The sequence below is a fragment of the Dactylosporangium sp. NPDC000244 genome (genome assembly GCF_040300725.1).
Classification (GTDB): domain Bacteria; phylum Actinomycetota; class Actinomycetes; order Mycobacteriales; family Micromonosporaceae; genus Dactylosporangium.
Genome location: NZ_JBEPEH010000008.1, coordinates 44464 through 59801 on the forward strand (window position 1 = coordinate 44464; position 15338 = coordinate 59801).

A 15338-nucleotide genomic window follows, 5' to 3' on the forward strand; every position below is an offset into this window, starting at 1 on the left:
GGACATGCTGTCAGTGCGACGCGATCGGCGCCAGGGTCGCGCCGGTGACCTGGACGAGGTCGGCCGGGGCGAGCTCGATCTGCAGGCCGCGGCGGCCGCCGGAGACGTACATCGTGGGGAACCCCTCGGCCGAGGCGTCGATGACGATCGGCAGCCGCGAGCGCTGCCCGACCGGGGAGATCCCGCCGGTGACGTAGCCGGTCGCGCGCTCGGCCGCGGCGGGCTCGGCCATCGCGGCGCGCTTGCCACCGACCGCGGCCGCGAGCGCCTTGAGGTCCAGCGAGGCCGACACCGGCACCACGCCGACGGTCAACTGCCCGTCGACGGTCGTCACCAGCGTCTTGAACAGCCGCGCCGGGTCGACGCCGAGGGCCGCGGCGGCCGCCTCGCCGTAGGAGGAGGCGCGCGGGTCGACCTCGTAGGTGTGCGGGGTGAACGCGATCTTCGAGCGCGTCAGCAGTGCGGTCGCCGGGGTGCCCTTGCTCGCCACTGGCCCACAATAGCGACATGCAGATCGGCTCGGTCCAGTTGTACCTCGGCCACGGCCACCTGTTCCTGGGCGCGACGAGCGGCGTCGACCTGTCGGTGTTCGACGGCGACGGCGCGGTGACCGCGACCGAGCACCATGTCCGCATCGCCGCGCGCCCGCAGGTCGGTCTGGTGCGGGTGCGGCTGTGGCAGGGAGCCGGTCCCCGGGTCGGCAAGCTGGTCTTCGACGGGCCGCTGAAGCTGCCGGACGCCAAGTTCTGCGTGGAGGAGGGCGGGGGGCTCTCGCGGTACGTCACCAAGGTCACCAGCCACAGCCCGCGCGTGCTCATCGCGGTCGACGACCCCGGCCACGCCTCGCGGGTCGAGGTCGTGCTGGACCCCGAGTTCGTGCCCCGCAGCGCGCAGGTGTGGACCGCGGGGGAGCCGCCGTTCCCGAAGCTGACCGTGTCCCCGACCGCGCCCCGGCACCGGGCCGACGCGTTCGCCGACGCCCTGGCCGGGCACGACTTCGCGCGGCGGCGCCTGGCCGCGGCCCTGCTGGTGGTGGCCGAGGAGCGCCGGCAGCGCAACTCCGAGCAGAGCGTGGCCTTCTACGTCAACGACATCGTGGAGTGGCTGCGCTGGCTCAACGACCGCCTCACCTACGAGATGTGCCGCGACACCGGGCGGCACCTGCTCGGCCAGCTCGGCCTGCGCTCGCCCGAGGCGCTGGCCGACGACACGCTCAGCGACCTGCAGCGGCGCCTGGGGCATCCGCTGGTCTGAGGAGTATGGCCGCAGGCTGGTGGTTGATGCGGGTGAGCGCCAGGACGGCGCTTTCGGTCCCCTGGAGTCTGAGCTGCCGGCGCAGGTCCTCCACGTCGTGAGCCGAGCCGCGCTTGAGGATCTGCAGGGCGCCGATGTTCCTGTCTCGCAGCGCCGCGCGCAGCTTCTTGAGCGCGATCGGCAGGGCTTCGGTTATTTCATAGCATTTGGCGAATACTGTGGCGATGGGTGATTTAGTGGTTATGTAGGCTATGGACGCGTCCAGCAGCGTGCCGTCCAGCGTCTCGGCCAGCTCGGCGATCAGGTGCGAGCGCACCACGGCGCCGTCGGGGTCATAGAGGTACGAGCCGATGGGTCCGACCGGGGCTTTCCGGTCCCCGGTGCCCGTGATGTGCGCAACTTGCCCGTCTCGGATGAGTGTCGCCCGCCGCGGGACCTCGGCCAGGGGCCCGCACCAGGCGGCCGCCTCGACCACGTCCCCGTCGACCGACACCCACTCGCCCTCCGCGCCCTCCGGCAGCAGCGCGTGATCGATCCCCGGCGCGAGCTTGAGCACCGTGTGCGGGACCCGGCCCGGGAGCGCGGTGACGAAGTCCCACGGCGGCGAATATGCCCGCGGGTCGAACACCCGCCGCCCGCCCGACGTGCGCCGGGCCGGGTCGCAGAACACCGCGTCGACCGCGACCAGCGGGGTCTCGGTCGCGTCGCGCGCCTCGACGAGCACCTGGTCGGCGAGCCCGAGGGCCTGGACGTTGGCCCGGGCGACGGCGGCCGTGGCGGGGTCGGCGTCCACGGCCAGCACGCGCATCCCGGCCCGGGCGAACGCGATGGTGTCCGCGCCGATCCCGCAGCCCAGGTCGGCCACCCGGGTCGCGCCGGCCGCGGCCAGCCGTTCGGCCCTTCTCCGCGCGACCGCGGCGCGGGTCGCCTGCTCCAGCCCGGCCCGGGTGAAGAACATGACGGCGGCATCGGTACCGAACTTCGCCGCCGCCTTCCGCCGCAGCGCGACCTGGGTCAGCGCCGCCGCGGCGAGCTCGGGCGGCAGACCTTGCGCGCGCAGGGCCGAGGCCGCGGCCAGCGGATCGCCGTCGGGCAGCTCGGACGCGGCCGCCAGCGCGTCCCGCCCGGCCGCCGTGAACAGGGGCTGCACATCCTCGGGGCGCACGTGATCCTTCAAGTCCGGGGTGATTTCGTGGCGTGTCTGGCACTCTAGTTGACGGAGTGCTAGCCACCGGCATAACCTCCGAGTTAGCACTCTCCTGCCGAGGGTGCCAGACATACCCGGCCGGGGCCGGCACCCGCGACGACGGCTTCACCGGGCACTCGATTAGCAAGCTCGATACCCCAGGAGGGTATGCCCGTGACTACCGCGACGCAGGTTGCGATCAAGCCGCTCGAGGACCGCATCCTGGTCCAGGCCAACGAGGCTGAGACGACCACCGCCTCGGGCATCGTCATTCCGGACACCGCGAAGGAGAAGCCCCAGGAGGGCACCGTCATCGCGGTGGGCCCGGGTCGCATCGACGACAAGGGCAACCGGGTGCCGATCGACGTCAAGGTCGGCGACACCGTCATCTACTCGAAGTACGGCGGCACCGAGGTCAAGTACGCCGGCTCGGAGTACCTCGTGCTCTCGGCCCGCGACGTCCTCGCCGTCATCGAGAAGTGACCGTTTTTCACTAGAAGCAGTGGCCACCGCCCCGGACCCGTGCGAACAGGCGCGAGGCAGCCGGGGCGGTGTCGCTTTGAAGGGAATCCACACGCATGGCGAAGATCCTGAGCTTCTCCGACGAGGCGCGCCACCTTCTGGAGCACGGCGTCAACCACCTGGCCGACACGGTCAAGGTCACGCTCGGCCCCCGCGGGCGCAACGTCGTCCTGGACAAGAAGTTCGGCGCCCCGACCATCACCAACGACGGCGTGACGATCGCCAAGGAGATCGAGCTCGCCAACCCCTACGAGAACCTCGGCGCGCAGCTGGTCAAAGAGGTCGCCACCAAGACCAACGACGTCGCGGGTGACGGCACCACCACCGCGACCGTCCTGGCCCAGGCGCTCGTCCGCGAGGGTCTGCGCAACGTGGCCGCCGGCGCCAACCCGGCCGGCGTGAAGCGCGGCATCGACCAGGCCGCGGCCGCGATCGTCAAGGCCCTCAAGGACAAGGCCACCGCGGTCGACAGCCACACCGAGATCGCGCAGGTCGCCACCATCTCCGCCCAGGACGCCACCATCGGCGACCTGATCGCCTCGGCCATGGAGCGCGTCGGCCGCGACGGCGTCATCACGGTGGAGGAGGGCTCGATGCTGACCACCGAGCTCGACGTCACCGAGGGCATGCAGTTCGACAAGGGCTTCGTCTCCCCGCACTTCGTCACCGACGGCGAGGCGCAGGAGGCGGTCCTCGAGGACGCCTACGTCCTCATCACCACGCAGAAGATCTCCGCCATCGAGGAGCTCCTGCCGCTGCTGGAGAAGATCGTCCAGAACAGCAAGCCGCTGCTGATCATCGCCGAGGACGTCGAGGGCCAGGCCCTGTCGACCCTCGTGGTGAACGCCATCCGCAAGACCTTCAAGGTCGTCGCGGTCAAGGCCCCCGGCTTCGGCGAGCGCCGCAAGGCCATGCTGCAGGACATCTCGATCCTGACCGGCGCCGAGCTCGTCGCGCCCGAGCTGGGCTACAAGCTCGAGAACACCGGTCTCGAGCAGCTCGGCACGGCCCGCCGCGTCGTGGTCACCAAGGACCTGACCACGATCGTGGACGGCGGCGGCGAGCAGTCCGAGGTCAGCGGGCGCGTCGACCAGCTCCGCAAGGAGGTCGAGGCCTCCGACAGTGACTGGGACAAGGAGAAGCTGAACGAGCGCATCGCCAAGCTCTCCGGCGGCGTCGCGGTCGTCAAGGCCGGCGCCGCGACCGAGATCGAGATGAAGGAGCGCAAGCACCGCATCGAGGACGCCATCTCGGCGACCAAGGCCGCGGTGCAGGAGGGCATCGTCCCGGGCGGCGGCGCGGCCCTCGCCCAGGTCGCCTCGGTCCTCGACGGCGACCTCGGCCTGACCGGCGACGAGAAGGTCGGCGTGGCGATCGTTCGCAAGGCCCTCGTGGAGCCGCTGCGGTGGATCGCCCAGAACGCGGGCTTCGACGGCTACGTCGTGGTCGGCAAGGTCCAGGCGCTCGACTTCGGCCACGGCCTCGACGCGGCCACGGGCGAGTACGTCGACCTGGTCAAGTCCGGCATCGTCGACCCGGTGAAGGTGACCCACAGCGCGGTGGCCAACGCCGCGTCGATCGCGGGTCTGCTGCTCACCACCGAGAGCCTGATCGTGGAGAAGCCGGAGGCGGCTGAGCCGGCCGCCGGTGGTCACGGCCACGGGCACGGTCACGGGCACTCGCACGGGCCGGGCTTCTGACCGGTTCCGCACTGCACGTTCGACGAGCCCTGGGTTTCGGCCCGGGGCTCGTTGGCGTTTTCGCTTGGTGTTAGCGCGATAAGTCGGGCGCTTCGCGCCGCGACTTATCGGATTTTTCGCCTGTGGGGCGATAAATCTGGTTTAGGGCTTTTGGGGGCGCCTGGCCGTTTCGCTGCCGGGCGTCGGTCATGCGCGCTGGTGGCGTGTGTGGCGCCGGCGGTGGGTGCGGTGCGCGGCGACTGAGATGGCGATGGCGTTCCTATTGAGGTGGTCGTGGCGTCGTTTCGTGCGGCGGGCGGCGTGCGTGGTGCTTGCGGTCCTCGCCGGCCTGTTGAGCAGGTCGAAGCCGGACGCGTCGAGCGGTCCAAGTGAGCGCCATGGTGCTGCGGGCTTGCGAAACGGTGCCGTGGCGAGTGGCCAGCGGCGAGCGGGCCACGCGGATCGAGCCGTCCGAGCGGGTGAGCTGTCCGTGGGGGGCGAGCGGCACGTGGGGGCGAGCGTGCGCTTGGGGCGAGCGGTGCGTGGGGGCGAGCGGTGCGTGCATGGCGCCACGGTTGCCGCGGGGCGTGCGAACGGTGCGGCACCGTGAACCCACAGCGCCGCAGGGCGTGTAACGGTGGCGCGGCTGGCGGCGACGAGCGCGGTCACGTTGGGTGCCGGGCGGAGTGTGCGAACGTCACAGCCGGCTCAGGAAAAGGTTAGGGACCCATTACGCCGCTTGGTGCGGTAGGGATGATCGCCGCATGCTGTAACCGTGCACACTCGAAAGTTCGGTGCGCTCGCCGGCCTCGCCGCCGCGGGCACCGCTCTCGGCGTGGCCGAAGTGGTCGCGATCTTCACCGGCGCGTCCACATCGCCGCTGGTCAGCGTCGGCGGCGTGGTCATCGACAGCGTTCCGGCCAAGGTCAAGGATCTCGCCGTCGAGGTGTTCTACACCTACGACAAGCTTGCGCTCAGCATCGGTACGCTCGTCATCCTCGCGGCCTTCGCGGCGGGCATCGGGATGCTTGCGATCAGGCGGCGCGTGTGGGGGTACGCCGGAATCGCCCTTTTCGGCGTCATCGGGATCGCCGCCGCGCTCAGTCGCCACAACGCGCCCTGGTATGCGTTCGTCCCCACGCTGCTGGGCGCGGCCGCCGGCGCCGGGGTCCTGCACTGGCTGCTCACCCACGAGGCCGGCGACAACGCCACGGCCGAGGAGCGCCGGTGGTTCCTGCGCGCGAGCGGGTACACCCTCCTAGGCGCCGCCATCGTGGGCTTCGCCGGGCGCTGGTGGTCCACCCGGCGCAACGTCGAGGCGGACCGGGCGTCGATCGAGCTGCCCAGCGTCCCGCCGAACACCGTGGCGCCGCTGCCGCCCCAGGCCGACGCGGCCCTGCCCGATCTAGCCCCTTTTGTCACACCGAACAAGGATTTCTACCAGATCGACACCGCGCTGGTCGTGCCGCAGCTCACCACGGAGGACTGGAAGCTGCGCATCCACGGCCGGGTCGAGAAGGAGCTCACGATCAGCTGGAACGAGCTGCTCAAACGGCCGATGATCGAGCGGTACGTCACCCTGGCCTGCGTCTCCAACGAGGTCGGCGGCGGCCTCATCGGCAACGCGAAGTGGCAGGGCGTGCGCATCGCCGACCTGCTGGCCGAGGCGCGGCCCAAGTCCGGCGCCGACCAGGTCGTGAGCCGCTCGATCGACGGGTTCACCGCGGGCACCCCGACGGCGGTGCTCCAGGACGGCCGCGACGCCATGCTCGCCATCGCCATGAACGGCGAGCCGCTGCCCGTCGATCACGGGTTCCCGGTTCGGATGGTGGTGCCGGGCCTGTACGGATATGTCTCCGCCACGAAATGGCTGGTCGAGCTCGAGCTGACCTCGTTCGCCGATTTCGACGCCTATTGGATCAAGCGTGGATGGGCCGCCAAGGGGCCGATCAAGACCGAGTCAAGAATCGACACGCCACGGGACGGGAGCAATCCCAGGGCGGGCGAGATCATGATTGCGGGCGTGGCCTGGGCGCAGCACCGCGGCATTTCCAAGGTCGAAATCCAGGTGGACGGCGGGGCCTGGCAGGTCGCGAGCCTGCTGCCCGTACCGTCGATCGACACCTGGCGGCAGTGGACCCTCAAGTGGCAGGCCACGCCGGGGCGGCACCGCATCACCGTGCGCGCCACCGACAACGGCGGCGACACGCAGACAGACGCCGTGGCGCCGCCGGATCCCGACGGCGCCACGGGGTGGCACTCGATCAATATTGAGGTGAAGTAGCGCCTAGCGCGCCGCGGTGCGCGACCGCGAGTTGCCGGCCGACACCTGCGGGCGCCGCTGCGACGGCACGCCGGGGGCGGGGTGCGTCGGGCCCGGGCGGGCCGGCACGGCGCGCAGCGGCTGCTGGGCGCCCTGGTTCGGCGACGGCGTGGGCGCGGTCGGGCGCAGGCCCAGCTTCGACTCCAGGCGCCCGACATCGACCCGGGAGCGGCGCCGGTCCGCGGCGTCCTCCCAGCCCAGCGCCAGCAGCCGCAGCCGCTCGCCCTCGGTGAAGCCGCCCCACACGCCGTAGGGCTCCCGCGTGGTGAGCGCCTGCGCGGCGCACTCCGCGCGGACCGGGCACGCCCGGCACACGTTCTTGGCGGCGGACTCCCGGCGACCACGCGAAGCGCCGCGCTCGCCGTCGGGGTGGAAGAACTGGGCACTGTCCCGTCCGCGGCACAGCCCGAGTCGCTGCCAGTCCCAAATGTCCGCGATCGGACCGGGCAGGCGAGTCACATTCGTCATTCGCTCCTCCTTCCAGGCGTGCGGCCTGGAATTCGCGTGCTGCCCATTTCCGGTACAACGCGCGAGACCGCCACAGGTAACGGCATGTCGTCGGTCAATTTCTCGTAGGCCAATCGCGGTAAAACCACGTCTAGATCTCGCCTTTTCGTGTTTCTCTCTTTGAGAGAGAGGAGCACGACGGTGCGTACGATTTTGGTGTGTGTGCGAACACAGGTCGCGGCACAGACGGTTGCCGCGGCCGCGGCCAGACTGGGAGTGGCACACGCGGTGCGGACCGCCGTCACGATGGTCGAGGCCCTGGCGCGTCTTTCCGAGCAGCCGGCCGACCTGGTGCTGGCGGACCCGACGCTGGCCCGTCCCGACAGCGCGGAGTTCTCCCGCCGCGTGCTGGCCGTGGCGCCGGGCGCGACGGTGGTCTTCTTCGGCACGGAGGAGCCCCGGGCCGCCGCCGCGGCGATCGCGGCCGGCGCGCGGGCGGTCATCCGGGTCGACACGGCTGACCCGGTCACGACGCTCGCGAAGGCGGTGCTGCTGGTGCTGAGCCAGGTGGGCCGCAGCAACGGCGAGCCGGTGCTCCAGGCGCGCATGGGCGCGCCGAGCCAGGCGGCCGGGGGAGTGCTGCAGGCCGGGCGCGGACTGCCCGGGACGGCGCGGACCGCGGTCGGGATGCCCGGGGCCCGGGTGACCGGGGCCGGCGTGCCGCAGCAGCGCGGCGACGTGCCCGGCGAGCCTCCGCGCCGGCGGGTGGAGCTGACCGAGCGGGAGCTGCAGGTGCTGCGCGGGATGGCGGACGGGAAGAGCAACGCCGAGATCGGGCGGGAGCTGTTCGTCTCCGAGGACACCGTCAAGACGCACGCTCGCCGGCTGTTCCGGAAGCTCGGAGCACGCGACCGGGCACACGCCGTAGCGGCGGCGTTCCGCGCCGGGCTCGTGAGTTAGCGGCGCTGCAGGCCATCCGGGGCATGCCGCTGCGGTACCCGCCGCGCAGCAAACCTAAACGAGGGCCTGCTAGCCGTCGCCGTCGTCGGTCGCACTCGCCAGTGCGTCGTGAACACCGTCAGCGTAACCCCGCGCGTATTCCCATGTGACGTAATGGTCCGGATCGGGGTCGAAGGCGGGCTCGTGCACGCGCGGTCGACCGGACGTGAGCAGGTGTTTCAGGTTCCCCCGCAGCAAATCCCAGTCGAAATAGTGCGGTTCGTGGCAGTCCTCACACTCGATGACGAGCCCGCGGACGCCGATCGCCGTGAGCAGCGCCTGGTAGATCTCGAGGTCCGCGAGGTCCTCGAGAACGTCCTGGCGCTCGGCGGCGGTCAACGGGTCTTCGTTCCCGCTGTCGTCGAGCTCGGCCGAAGGATCGGCCGGGTCGCCGGCGAACGGGTCGATGGGCTCTTCGTGCACGCCTCAACGGTATCCCCATTCGGCCCTGGTGTGGGGCCGGGCACGGCTCTGCCATGGCGGACGGGTGCACCGCCGGGGCGGAAGTACGATGAGACGCACCCGCCGGACGACCGAGAGCTGGGATGCGCTTCATGGATTTCTCCCGACCTGACGTGCTGCCTTTGGGCCTGACCTTCGACGACGTGCTGCTGCTTCCGGGCGAATCGGACGTCGTGCCCAGCGGCGTCGACACCTCGAGCCGGATCACCCGGAACATCACCCTCCGGATACCGCTGGTGTCCTCCGCGATGGACACGGTCACCGAGGCCCGGATGGCGATCGCGATGGCGCGGCAGGGAGGCATCGGCACCCTGCACCGCAACCTCTCGATCGAGGACCAGGCCCAGCAGGTCGACCTGGTCAAGCGCTCCGAGGCCGGCATGGTCACCAACCCGGTGACCTGCTCGCCCGACGCGACGCTGCGGGAGGTGGACGCCCTCTGCGGGCGGTATCGCATCTCCGGCGTGCCGGTCACCGACGCCGACGGCCAGCTCGTGGGCATCGTCACCAACCGCGACATGCGCTTCGTCTCCGACCCCGAGACCCGGGTGCGGGACATCATGACCGTCACCCCGCTCATCACGGCGCAGGTCGGGGTCAGCAAGGACGAGGCCCTCGCGCTGCTGCGCAAGCACAAGGTCGAGAAGCTGCCGATCGTGGACGGCTCCGGCAAGCTGCGCGGCCTCATCACCGTGAAGGACTTCTCGAAGAGCGAGAAGTTCCCGCACGCGACCAAGGACGACGCCGGACGCCTGCGCGTCGCCGCCGCGGTCGGGGTCGGCGAGGACAGCTACAAGCGGGCCCGCACCCTGATCGACGCCGGCCTGGACATCGTGATGGTCGACACCGCGCACGGGCACAATCGGATGGTTGTGGAGATGGTGCAGCGGCTGAAGAAGGACACCGCGGTCGACGTCGTCGGCGGCAACGTGGCGACCTACGAGGGCGCCCGGGCGCTGGCCGAGGCCGGCGCCGACGCGGTCAAGATCGGCGTCGGGCCCGGCTCGATCTGCACCACGCGCGTCATCGCCGGCGTCGGTGTGCCGCAGATCACGGCAATCATGGAGGCGTCCCGGGCCTGTCGTCCACTGGGCGTGCCGGTCATCGCCGACGGCGGCATGCAGTATTCCGGCGACATCGCCAAGGGCATCGCGGCCGGCGCCGACACCGTGATGCTGGGCAGCCTGCTGGCCGGCTGCGAGGAGAGCCCCGGCGACCTGATCTTCATCAACGGCAAGCAGTTCAAGACGTACCGGGGCATGGGCTCCCTCGGCGCGATGCAGTCCCGCGGCCAGGCACGCTCCTACTCCAAGGACCGCTACTTCCAGGACGACGTGAGCTCCGACGACAAGCTGGTGCCGGAGGGCATCGAGGGCCAGGTCGCCTACCGCGGCCCCCTCTCCGCCGTCGCCCAGCAGCTCATCGGGGGCCTGCGCTCCGGCATGGGCTACGTCGGCGCGGCCACGATGGCCGACATGCACGAGCGCGCCCGGCTCATCCGGATCACCGCGGCGGGCCTCAAGGAGAGCCACCCGCACGACATCCAGATGACCGTCGAGGCCCCGAACTACCACTCGCGCTGACGCGGTGGACGAACACCCCTATTCCAACAGGAGCTGACATGCGTGACGTGGTCGAGATCGGGCTCAGCAAGAGTGCCCGGCGTGGCTACCACCTGGACGACATCGCGATCGTCCCGACGCGCCGCACCCGCGACGTCGACGACGTTTCCACGAACTGGCAGCTCGACGCGTACCCGTTCAAGATCCCCTGCGTCGCTCACCCGTCCGACGCCACGATGAGCCCGGCCACCGCGGTCGCGCTCGGCAAGCTCGGCGGCCTGGGCGTGCTCAACGTGGAGGGGCTCTGGACGCGGTACGCCGACCCGACCAAGATCCTCGAGGAGCTCTCCGATCTCGACGACGAGGCCCCCGCCACGCGGCGCCTCCAGGAGGTCTACGCGGAGCCGATCAAGCCCGAGCTGATCGGCGAGCGGGTCAAGGAGATGCGCGACGGCGGCATCACGGTCGCCGTGCGCGTCTCGCCGCAGCACACCCTGGCCCTCGCCCCGGTGATCCTCGACGCCGGCGTGGACATCCTGGTGATCCAGGGCACGCTGGTCTCGGCCGAGCACGTCTCGACCACCGACGAGCCGCTGAACCTCAAGGAGTTCATCGCCGACCTCGACCTGCCGGTCATCGTCGGCGGATGCACCAACTACCAGACCGCGCTGCACCTGATGCGCACCGGCGCCGCGGGCGTCATCGTGGGCATCGGCGCCGACGAGTGGTCGACCACCGACCGCGTGCTCGGCATCCGGGTGCCGATGGCGACCGCGATCGCCGACGCCGCGGACGCGCGCCGCGACTACCTGGACGAGACCGGCGGGCGCTACGTGCACATCATCGCCGACGGCAACATCCAGACCTCGGGCGACATCGCCAAGGCGCTGGGCTGCGGCGCCGACGCCGTGATGGTCGGCGAGCCGCTCTCGCGCAGCGACTCGGCCCCGGGCGGCGGCGCCTGGTGGCACTCGGCGGCGAGCCACCCGAAGCTGCCCCGCGGCTCCTTCGGCTCGGCCGAGCCGGTGCTGGGCACGCTGGAGAAGGTGCTCTACGGCCCGTCCGAGGACCCCGACGGCGCGCTCAACCTGTTCGGCGCGCTCAAGCGGGCGATGGCGAAGTGCGGGTACCGCGACCTCAAGGAATTCCAGAAGGTCGGGCTCATTCTCGATAAGTAGCAGCAGAGAGCTACCGCGACGTCCGTCGTGGTCCGGACCGTTACTCCCGTGGCCTCACCGTTCGCGGTGGGCGCGGCGGCCGGACCATCGCGCTCATCACGACAGCACACGACCTCGGGTGCCGGGCGAAAAGCCGGGCACCCGAGGTCGTCTCGTCAGCGGGGCGGCCCCGGGTCGGCATTTCCCCTGAAAGCCCACCCGAGGCCGTTTTGGTCAGCGGGGCAGCGCCTGTTGCAGCTCCGCGCGCAGCGCCGGGGTCAGCATCTCGCCCGCCTGCTTGGCCAGGCGGGCCATCTCGTAGCCGACCACACCGATGTCGGCCTCGCGGCCGGCCAGCGTCGCCAGGATCGAGCCGTCGCGGATCGACATGACCAGGAAGAACCCCTGGCCCATCTCCACCACGGTCTGCTTGACCTCGTCGCCGTCGAAGATCCGCGCGGCGCCGCTGGTGACGCTCACCAGGCCCGACGTGACCGCGGCGAGCTGATCGGCGCTGTCACGGGGCAGATGGTCCGAGACGGCCACGAGCAGGCCGTCGGAGGACACCACCACAGCATGGGCGATGCCGGGGACCCGCTCGGTGAACGCGTTGATCAGCCAGCTCAGGTCCCGTGCTTGTTGGCTCAGGGTCACGCCGTGCTCCCTCGATGTTCGTTGATCGGCACCGTGGGCACCTCGTCCTCGTTCGCGGCCCGATGCACGCCACTGTAGAACCGGGTCAGCATGCTGCCGACGCTGGCCGGGTCCGGCTCGGTGTGCGCCACCGTGACCTGCTGCGTCTCTTCCGGCGCGGGCGCGGGCACGCTCGGATCGCCCGGCAGCTGCGCCTGCGGCACCCGGATCGGCAGCCCGGCGCTGCTCGTACCGGCGGTCACCGGCTGCCGCTGCGCCGGGATGGCCGGGGCCGGAGCCGGAGCGTCGCCGCCCCCGCCGCGCGACCACCAGCGGGTGCCCTTCGCGGCCGTCGCGGGCGCACCATTGGGCCGCGACGCACCGGCGATGATGTCCTCGGCCCGGGCCGGGCCGCGCTTGACGCCGTTGGTGCTCTTCGGCGGCGCCGAGCCGGGCACGGCCGCAACCGGCGCCGCGGACACAGGGACCGCCGAGACGGGCACGGCTGACACCGGAGCAGCCGAGACGGGCGCGGCTGACACCGGAGCGGCCGAGACGGGCGCCGCGGACACAGGGACCGCCGAGACCGGCGTGGCTGAGACTGGTGCGGCCGAGACCGGCACCGCGGACACCGGCACCGCGGACACCGGCGCGGCGGATACCGGCGCGGCGGACACAGGGACCGCCGAGACCGGCGCGGCCGCGGGGACGTCCGGCAGCCGGGGCGCCGCTACCGCCGGTACATCCGAATCCGCCTCGTCATCGGCGGGCTCCTCGGCCGGCATCGAGGGGCGGGACGGCAGCGCCGGCAGGACCGCGGTCGGGTGCTCGCCGGAGGGCTCGCTCGCGGCCGGGGCCTGCGAGGTGCCGCCGTCGACCGGGATCGGCAGGCGAGCCGCGCCCGCGAGCCGCGTGGCCGCGTTGTTGCCGTAGAGCCCGACCCCGTCCGGCGGGGCCGCGAGCAGGCGGGCGGGCAGGGTGACGTATGCCGTCACACCCTCCTCGCTCGCCGTGAGCCGCACCGACACGCCGTGCCGGTCGGCGAGGTGGCCGACGACGACCAGACCCATCCGCTCGGAGGCGGCCACGTCGATCGCGATCGGGCTGGACACGCGCTCGTTCGCCTCGATGAGGCCGGACTCGGTCATGCCGATGCCCTTGTCCTCGATGACGATCGTCGCCTCGCGGGCCTGCTGGGCCGGCCAGCCGGTCACCGCCACCACGGTGTCCGGCGGCGAGAACGTGGTCGCGTTCTCCAGCAGCTCCGCGAAGAGGTGCACGATGTCGGAGACCGCGTGGCCGACGACGAAGACGTCGTTGGACACGTCCTGGCGGATGCGCGCGTACTGCTCGATCTCCGCCATGGCCGCGAGCATGACCGCGGACAGCGACACGGGCTGGGCCCACCGCCGGGTCGCCTCGCTGCCCGCGAGGACCAGCAGGTTCTCGTCGTTGCGGCGCATGCGGGTGGCCAGGTGGTCCAGGCGGAACAGGTTGGCCAGCTGGTCCGGGTCGGTCTCGGCCGACTCGAGCTGGTCCAGCAGCTGCAGCTGGCGCTCGACCAGCGTCTGCGACCGGCGGGCCAGGTTGACGAACATCGAGTTGACGTTGCGCCGCATGACTGCCTGCTCGACGGCCAGGCTGACCGCGCTGCGGTGCACGGCGGTGAACGCGTCCGCCACCTCGCCGATCTCGTCGGACGAGCGCACGCGGGTCGTGGTGTCGACGGTGACCGTCTCGCCCCGCGGCAGCGTTCGCAGGCGCTGGATCGCCTCCGGCAGCCGGTGCTGGGCCACGTCGAGCGCCTGGGCCCGCAGCTGGCGCAGCGAGCGGGCCATCGATCGGCCGATGAGCCAGGACAGCAGCAGTGCCAGGAGCATGACCAGCACGATCGCCGAGGTGGCGACGATGGCGTTGGTCCGCTGGGTGCTACTGCGGTCGGCGGCGCCCGTGATCGCGTCCTCGAGCATCGCCTTCTCGATGCTGCGGATGTACCCCAGCTCCAGCGTGCTCGCCCGCCACCAGTCCTCGGCGGAGACGCCGACCGCGGCCCCCCGGGCGCGGGAGATGATGTCCTGCTGCAGCCGGGCCACGGTGGAGACCGCGTCCTGGCGCAGGTTGCGCACGTAGAGCGCGAGGTGGGCCGGGCTCGCCGACGCGCGGAACCGCTCGACCGCGGCGACCTGCCGCGCCTGGATCTCCGAGAAGGTCTCGAAGTCGTCCGGCGCGAACTTGCCGGCGCTGGCCGCGGCGAAGATCCGCCCGCGCAGCTGGTCCTTGAGCTCCTTGGCCTGGGCGAGGTCCATGAGCGAGGAGACCTCGGCCACCGACTGGGAGTCGCCGCCGATGTCGGGCCGGTCCGGCACCAGGTCGAAGAGGTGCTGGATGGTCACCGAGTACTGCTCGAACACCGCCTCCTCGCGCAGCCACCGGTGCGCGACGCCGTCGCGGACCAGGCCGAGGTCGGTGAAGTCGGCGGTCATCCGGTTCTGCACGCCGCTGAAGATCGGGTTCTTCAGCAGCGGGCGCGCCTGCTCGGAGAAGGCGCGCAGCGCGGAGTCGGTCGCGGCCTGGCTCTCGGCCAGGTCGTCGGCGGCCTGATTCGGACCGGACGGCTGGGGCCCGCTGGTCGACTTGGCGAGATATCCGACCGTTCGGTCCCTCTCCAGCTGCAACTGGTGGATGAGATCGGTCAGTTGGCGGCCGACCTTGACCCCTTGGGCGAACTGGTCCAGCTTCGTCGCGTCCTGCACGGAGACGTTGATCTGCACGCCGGCGATGACGAGGAACGCCACCGCGGGGAGCACGAGCACCGCCGCGAGCTTCGTGGGCACGCGCCAGTCGCGCACCCGGAACAGGGATGCGCTGCGCCGTTGCGGTTCCCCCGGCCGCCTACGGCGATGGCTGTTCACCTTCATTACGACGGCCGGAGCCCTCGTCGAAGGCGGCGAAGCGAAGGTCTGCACCCCTCCACACCTTTCGCATGCGTCATCGCGCTGCTGAGCAGCGTGCGGCACTTATCAAACCAGGGTTGCGACCAGTGTCCAACCACGTCATAGTGGCGCAGGTCACAATACTCGAAGCCGGACAGCGGGCTTGCTAGGCATTGATCAG

Annotated in this window: 12 protein-coding genes and 1 pseudogene; 7 read left to right on the plus strand and 6 right to left on the minus strand. The window is 71.2% G+C overall.

Annotated elements, in window-relative coordinates; all coding sequences use genetic code 11:
• Positions 1–10: 10 nt before the first annotated feature.
• Positions 11–490: a Cys-tRNA(Pro) deacylase gene (gene ybaK, locus ABT369_RS12865; protein WP_350611918.1), complete on the minus strand. Its 480-nt coding sequence runs from the start codon at positions 488–490 to the stop codon at positions 11–13.
• Between the two features lie 17 nt (positions 491–507).
• Here ybaK and ABT369_RS12870 point away from each other — a divergent pair, with 17 nt between their 5' ends.
• A complete protein-coding gene (locus ABT369_RS12870) occupies positions 508–1254 on the plus strand; it encodes a hypothetical protein (RefSeq protein WP_350611919.1) in 747 nt (248 codons plus the stop codon).
• Here the strand turns inward: ABT369_RS12870 and ABT369_RS12875 are convergent.
• The gene (locus tag ABT369_RS12875) at positions 1214–2419 is read right to left on the minus strand and encodes a class I SAM-dependent methyltransferase (RefSeq protein WP_350611920.1); all 1206 of its coding nucleotides are present in this window, start codon (positions 2417–2419) and stop codon (positions 1214–1216) included. The genes ABT369_RS12870 and ABT369_RS12875 overlap by 41 nt on opposite strands.
• Before the next feature lie 195 nt (positions 2420–2614).
• Between ABT369_RS12875 and groES the strand changes: the two genes are divergently transcribed.
• From groES to ABT369_RS12890, 3 genes are all read left to right on the plus strand, one after another.
• Positions 2615–2923: a co-chaperone GroES gene (gene groES, locus ABT369_RS12880; protein ID WP_497980226.1), complete on the plus strand. Its 309-nt coding sequence runs from the start codon at positions 2615–2617 to the stop codon at positions 2921–2923.
• 95 nt (positions 2924–3018) lie between these two features.
• Positions 3019–4662, plus strand: coding sequence for a chaperonin GroEL (gene groL, locus ABT369_RS12885; RefSeq protein ID WP_350611921.1), 1644 nt, complete (start codon positions 3019–3021; stop codon positions 4660–4662).
• A 754-nt stretch (positions 4663–5416) separates the two neighbouring features.
• Positions 5417–6925 carry a molybdopterin-dependent oxidoreductase gene (locus tag ABT369_RS12890; protein WP_350611922.1) on the plus strand — a complete coding sequence of 503 codons (1509 nt, stop codon included), beginning with the start codon at positions 5417–5419 and terminating at the stop codon, positions 6923–6925.
• Between the two features lie 132 nt (positions 6926–7057).
• Here the strand turns inward: ABT369_RS12890 and ABT369_RS12895 are convergent.
• Positions 7058–7432, minus strand: a pseudogene (locus ABT369_RS12895) (WhiB family transcriptional regulator); the annotation flags it as partial.
• A gap of 180 nt (positions 7433–7612) precedes the next feature.
• On the opposite strand from ABT369_RS12895, the gene ABT369_RS12900 reads away from it, so the two are divergent.
• Complete coding sequence (locus tag ABT369_RS12900; protein ID WP_350611923.1) at positions 7613–8371, plus strand: helix-turn-helix transcriptional regulator; 759 nt, start codon at positions 7613–7615, stop codon at positions 8369–8371.
• 69 nt (positions 8372–8440) lie between these two features.
• Here the strand turns inward: ABT369_RS12900 and ABT369_RS12905 are convergent, their stop codons facing one another.
• Positions 8441–8833 carry a DUF5319 domain-containing protein gene (locus ABT369_RS12905; RefSeq protein WP_350611924.1) on the minus strand — a complete coding sequence of 131 codons (393 nt, stop codon included), beginning with the start codon at positions 8831–8833 and terminating at the stop codon, positions 8441–8443.
• A 122-nt stretch (positions 8834–8955) separates the two neighbouring features.
• Between ABT369_RS12905 and guaB the strand changes: the two genes are divergently transcribed.
• Both guaB and ABT369_RS12915 read left to right on the plus strand, forming a co-directional pair.
• Positions 8956–10455: an IMP dehydrogenase gene (guaB, locus tag ABT369_RS12910; RefSeq protein ID WP_497980230.1), complete on the plus strand. Its 1500-nt coding sequence runs from the start codon at positions 8956–8958 to the stop codon at positions 10453–10455.
• 38 nt (positions 10456–10493) lie between these two features.
• On the plus strand, positions 10494–11612 hold the full coding sequence (locus ABT369_RS12915) for a GuaB3 family IMP dehydrogenase-related protein (protein WP_350611926.1): 1119 nt from the start codon (positions 10494–10496) through the stop codon (positions 11610–11612).
• 213 nt (positions 11613–11825) lie between these two features.
• On the opposite strand, the gene ABT369_RS12920 is transcribed toward ABT369_RS12915, so the two are convergent.
• The gene (locus tag ABT369_RS12920; protein WP_425556692.1) at positions 11826–12245 is read right to left on the minus strand and encodes a roadblock/LC7 domain-containing protein; all 420 of its coding nucleotides are present in this window, start codon (positions 12243–12245) and stop codon (positions 11826–11828) included.
• A complete protein-coding gene (locus ABT369_RS12925) occupies positions 12242–15073 on the minus strand; it encodes a sensor histidine kinase (protein ID WP_350611927.1) in 2832 nt (943 codons plus the stop codon). Before ABT369_RS12925 ends, ABT369_RS12920 begins: the two co-directional genes overlap by 4 nt.
• Between the last annotated feature and the right edge of the window lie 265 nt (positions 15074–15338).

Excerpts from the sequence above, each read along its gene's own strand:
- ABT369_RS12870 (WP_350611919.1), top strand. The coding sequence starts at position 508 with ATGCAGATCGGCTCGGTCCAGTTGTACCTCGGCCACGGCCACCTGTTC.
- groL (WP_350611921.1), top strand. The coding sequence starts at position 3,019 with ATGGCGAAGATCCTGAGCTTCTCCGACGAGGCGCGCCACCTTCTGGAG.
- guaB (WP_497980230.1), top strand. The coding sequence starts at position 8,956 with ATGCGCTTCATGGATTTCTCCCGACCTGACGTGCTGCCTTTGGGCCTG.
- ABT369_RS12915 (WP_350611926.1), top strand. The coding sequence starts at position 10,494 with ATGCGTGACGTGGTCGAGATCGGGCTCAGCAAGAGTGCCCGGCGTGGC.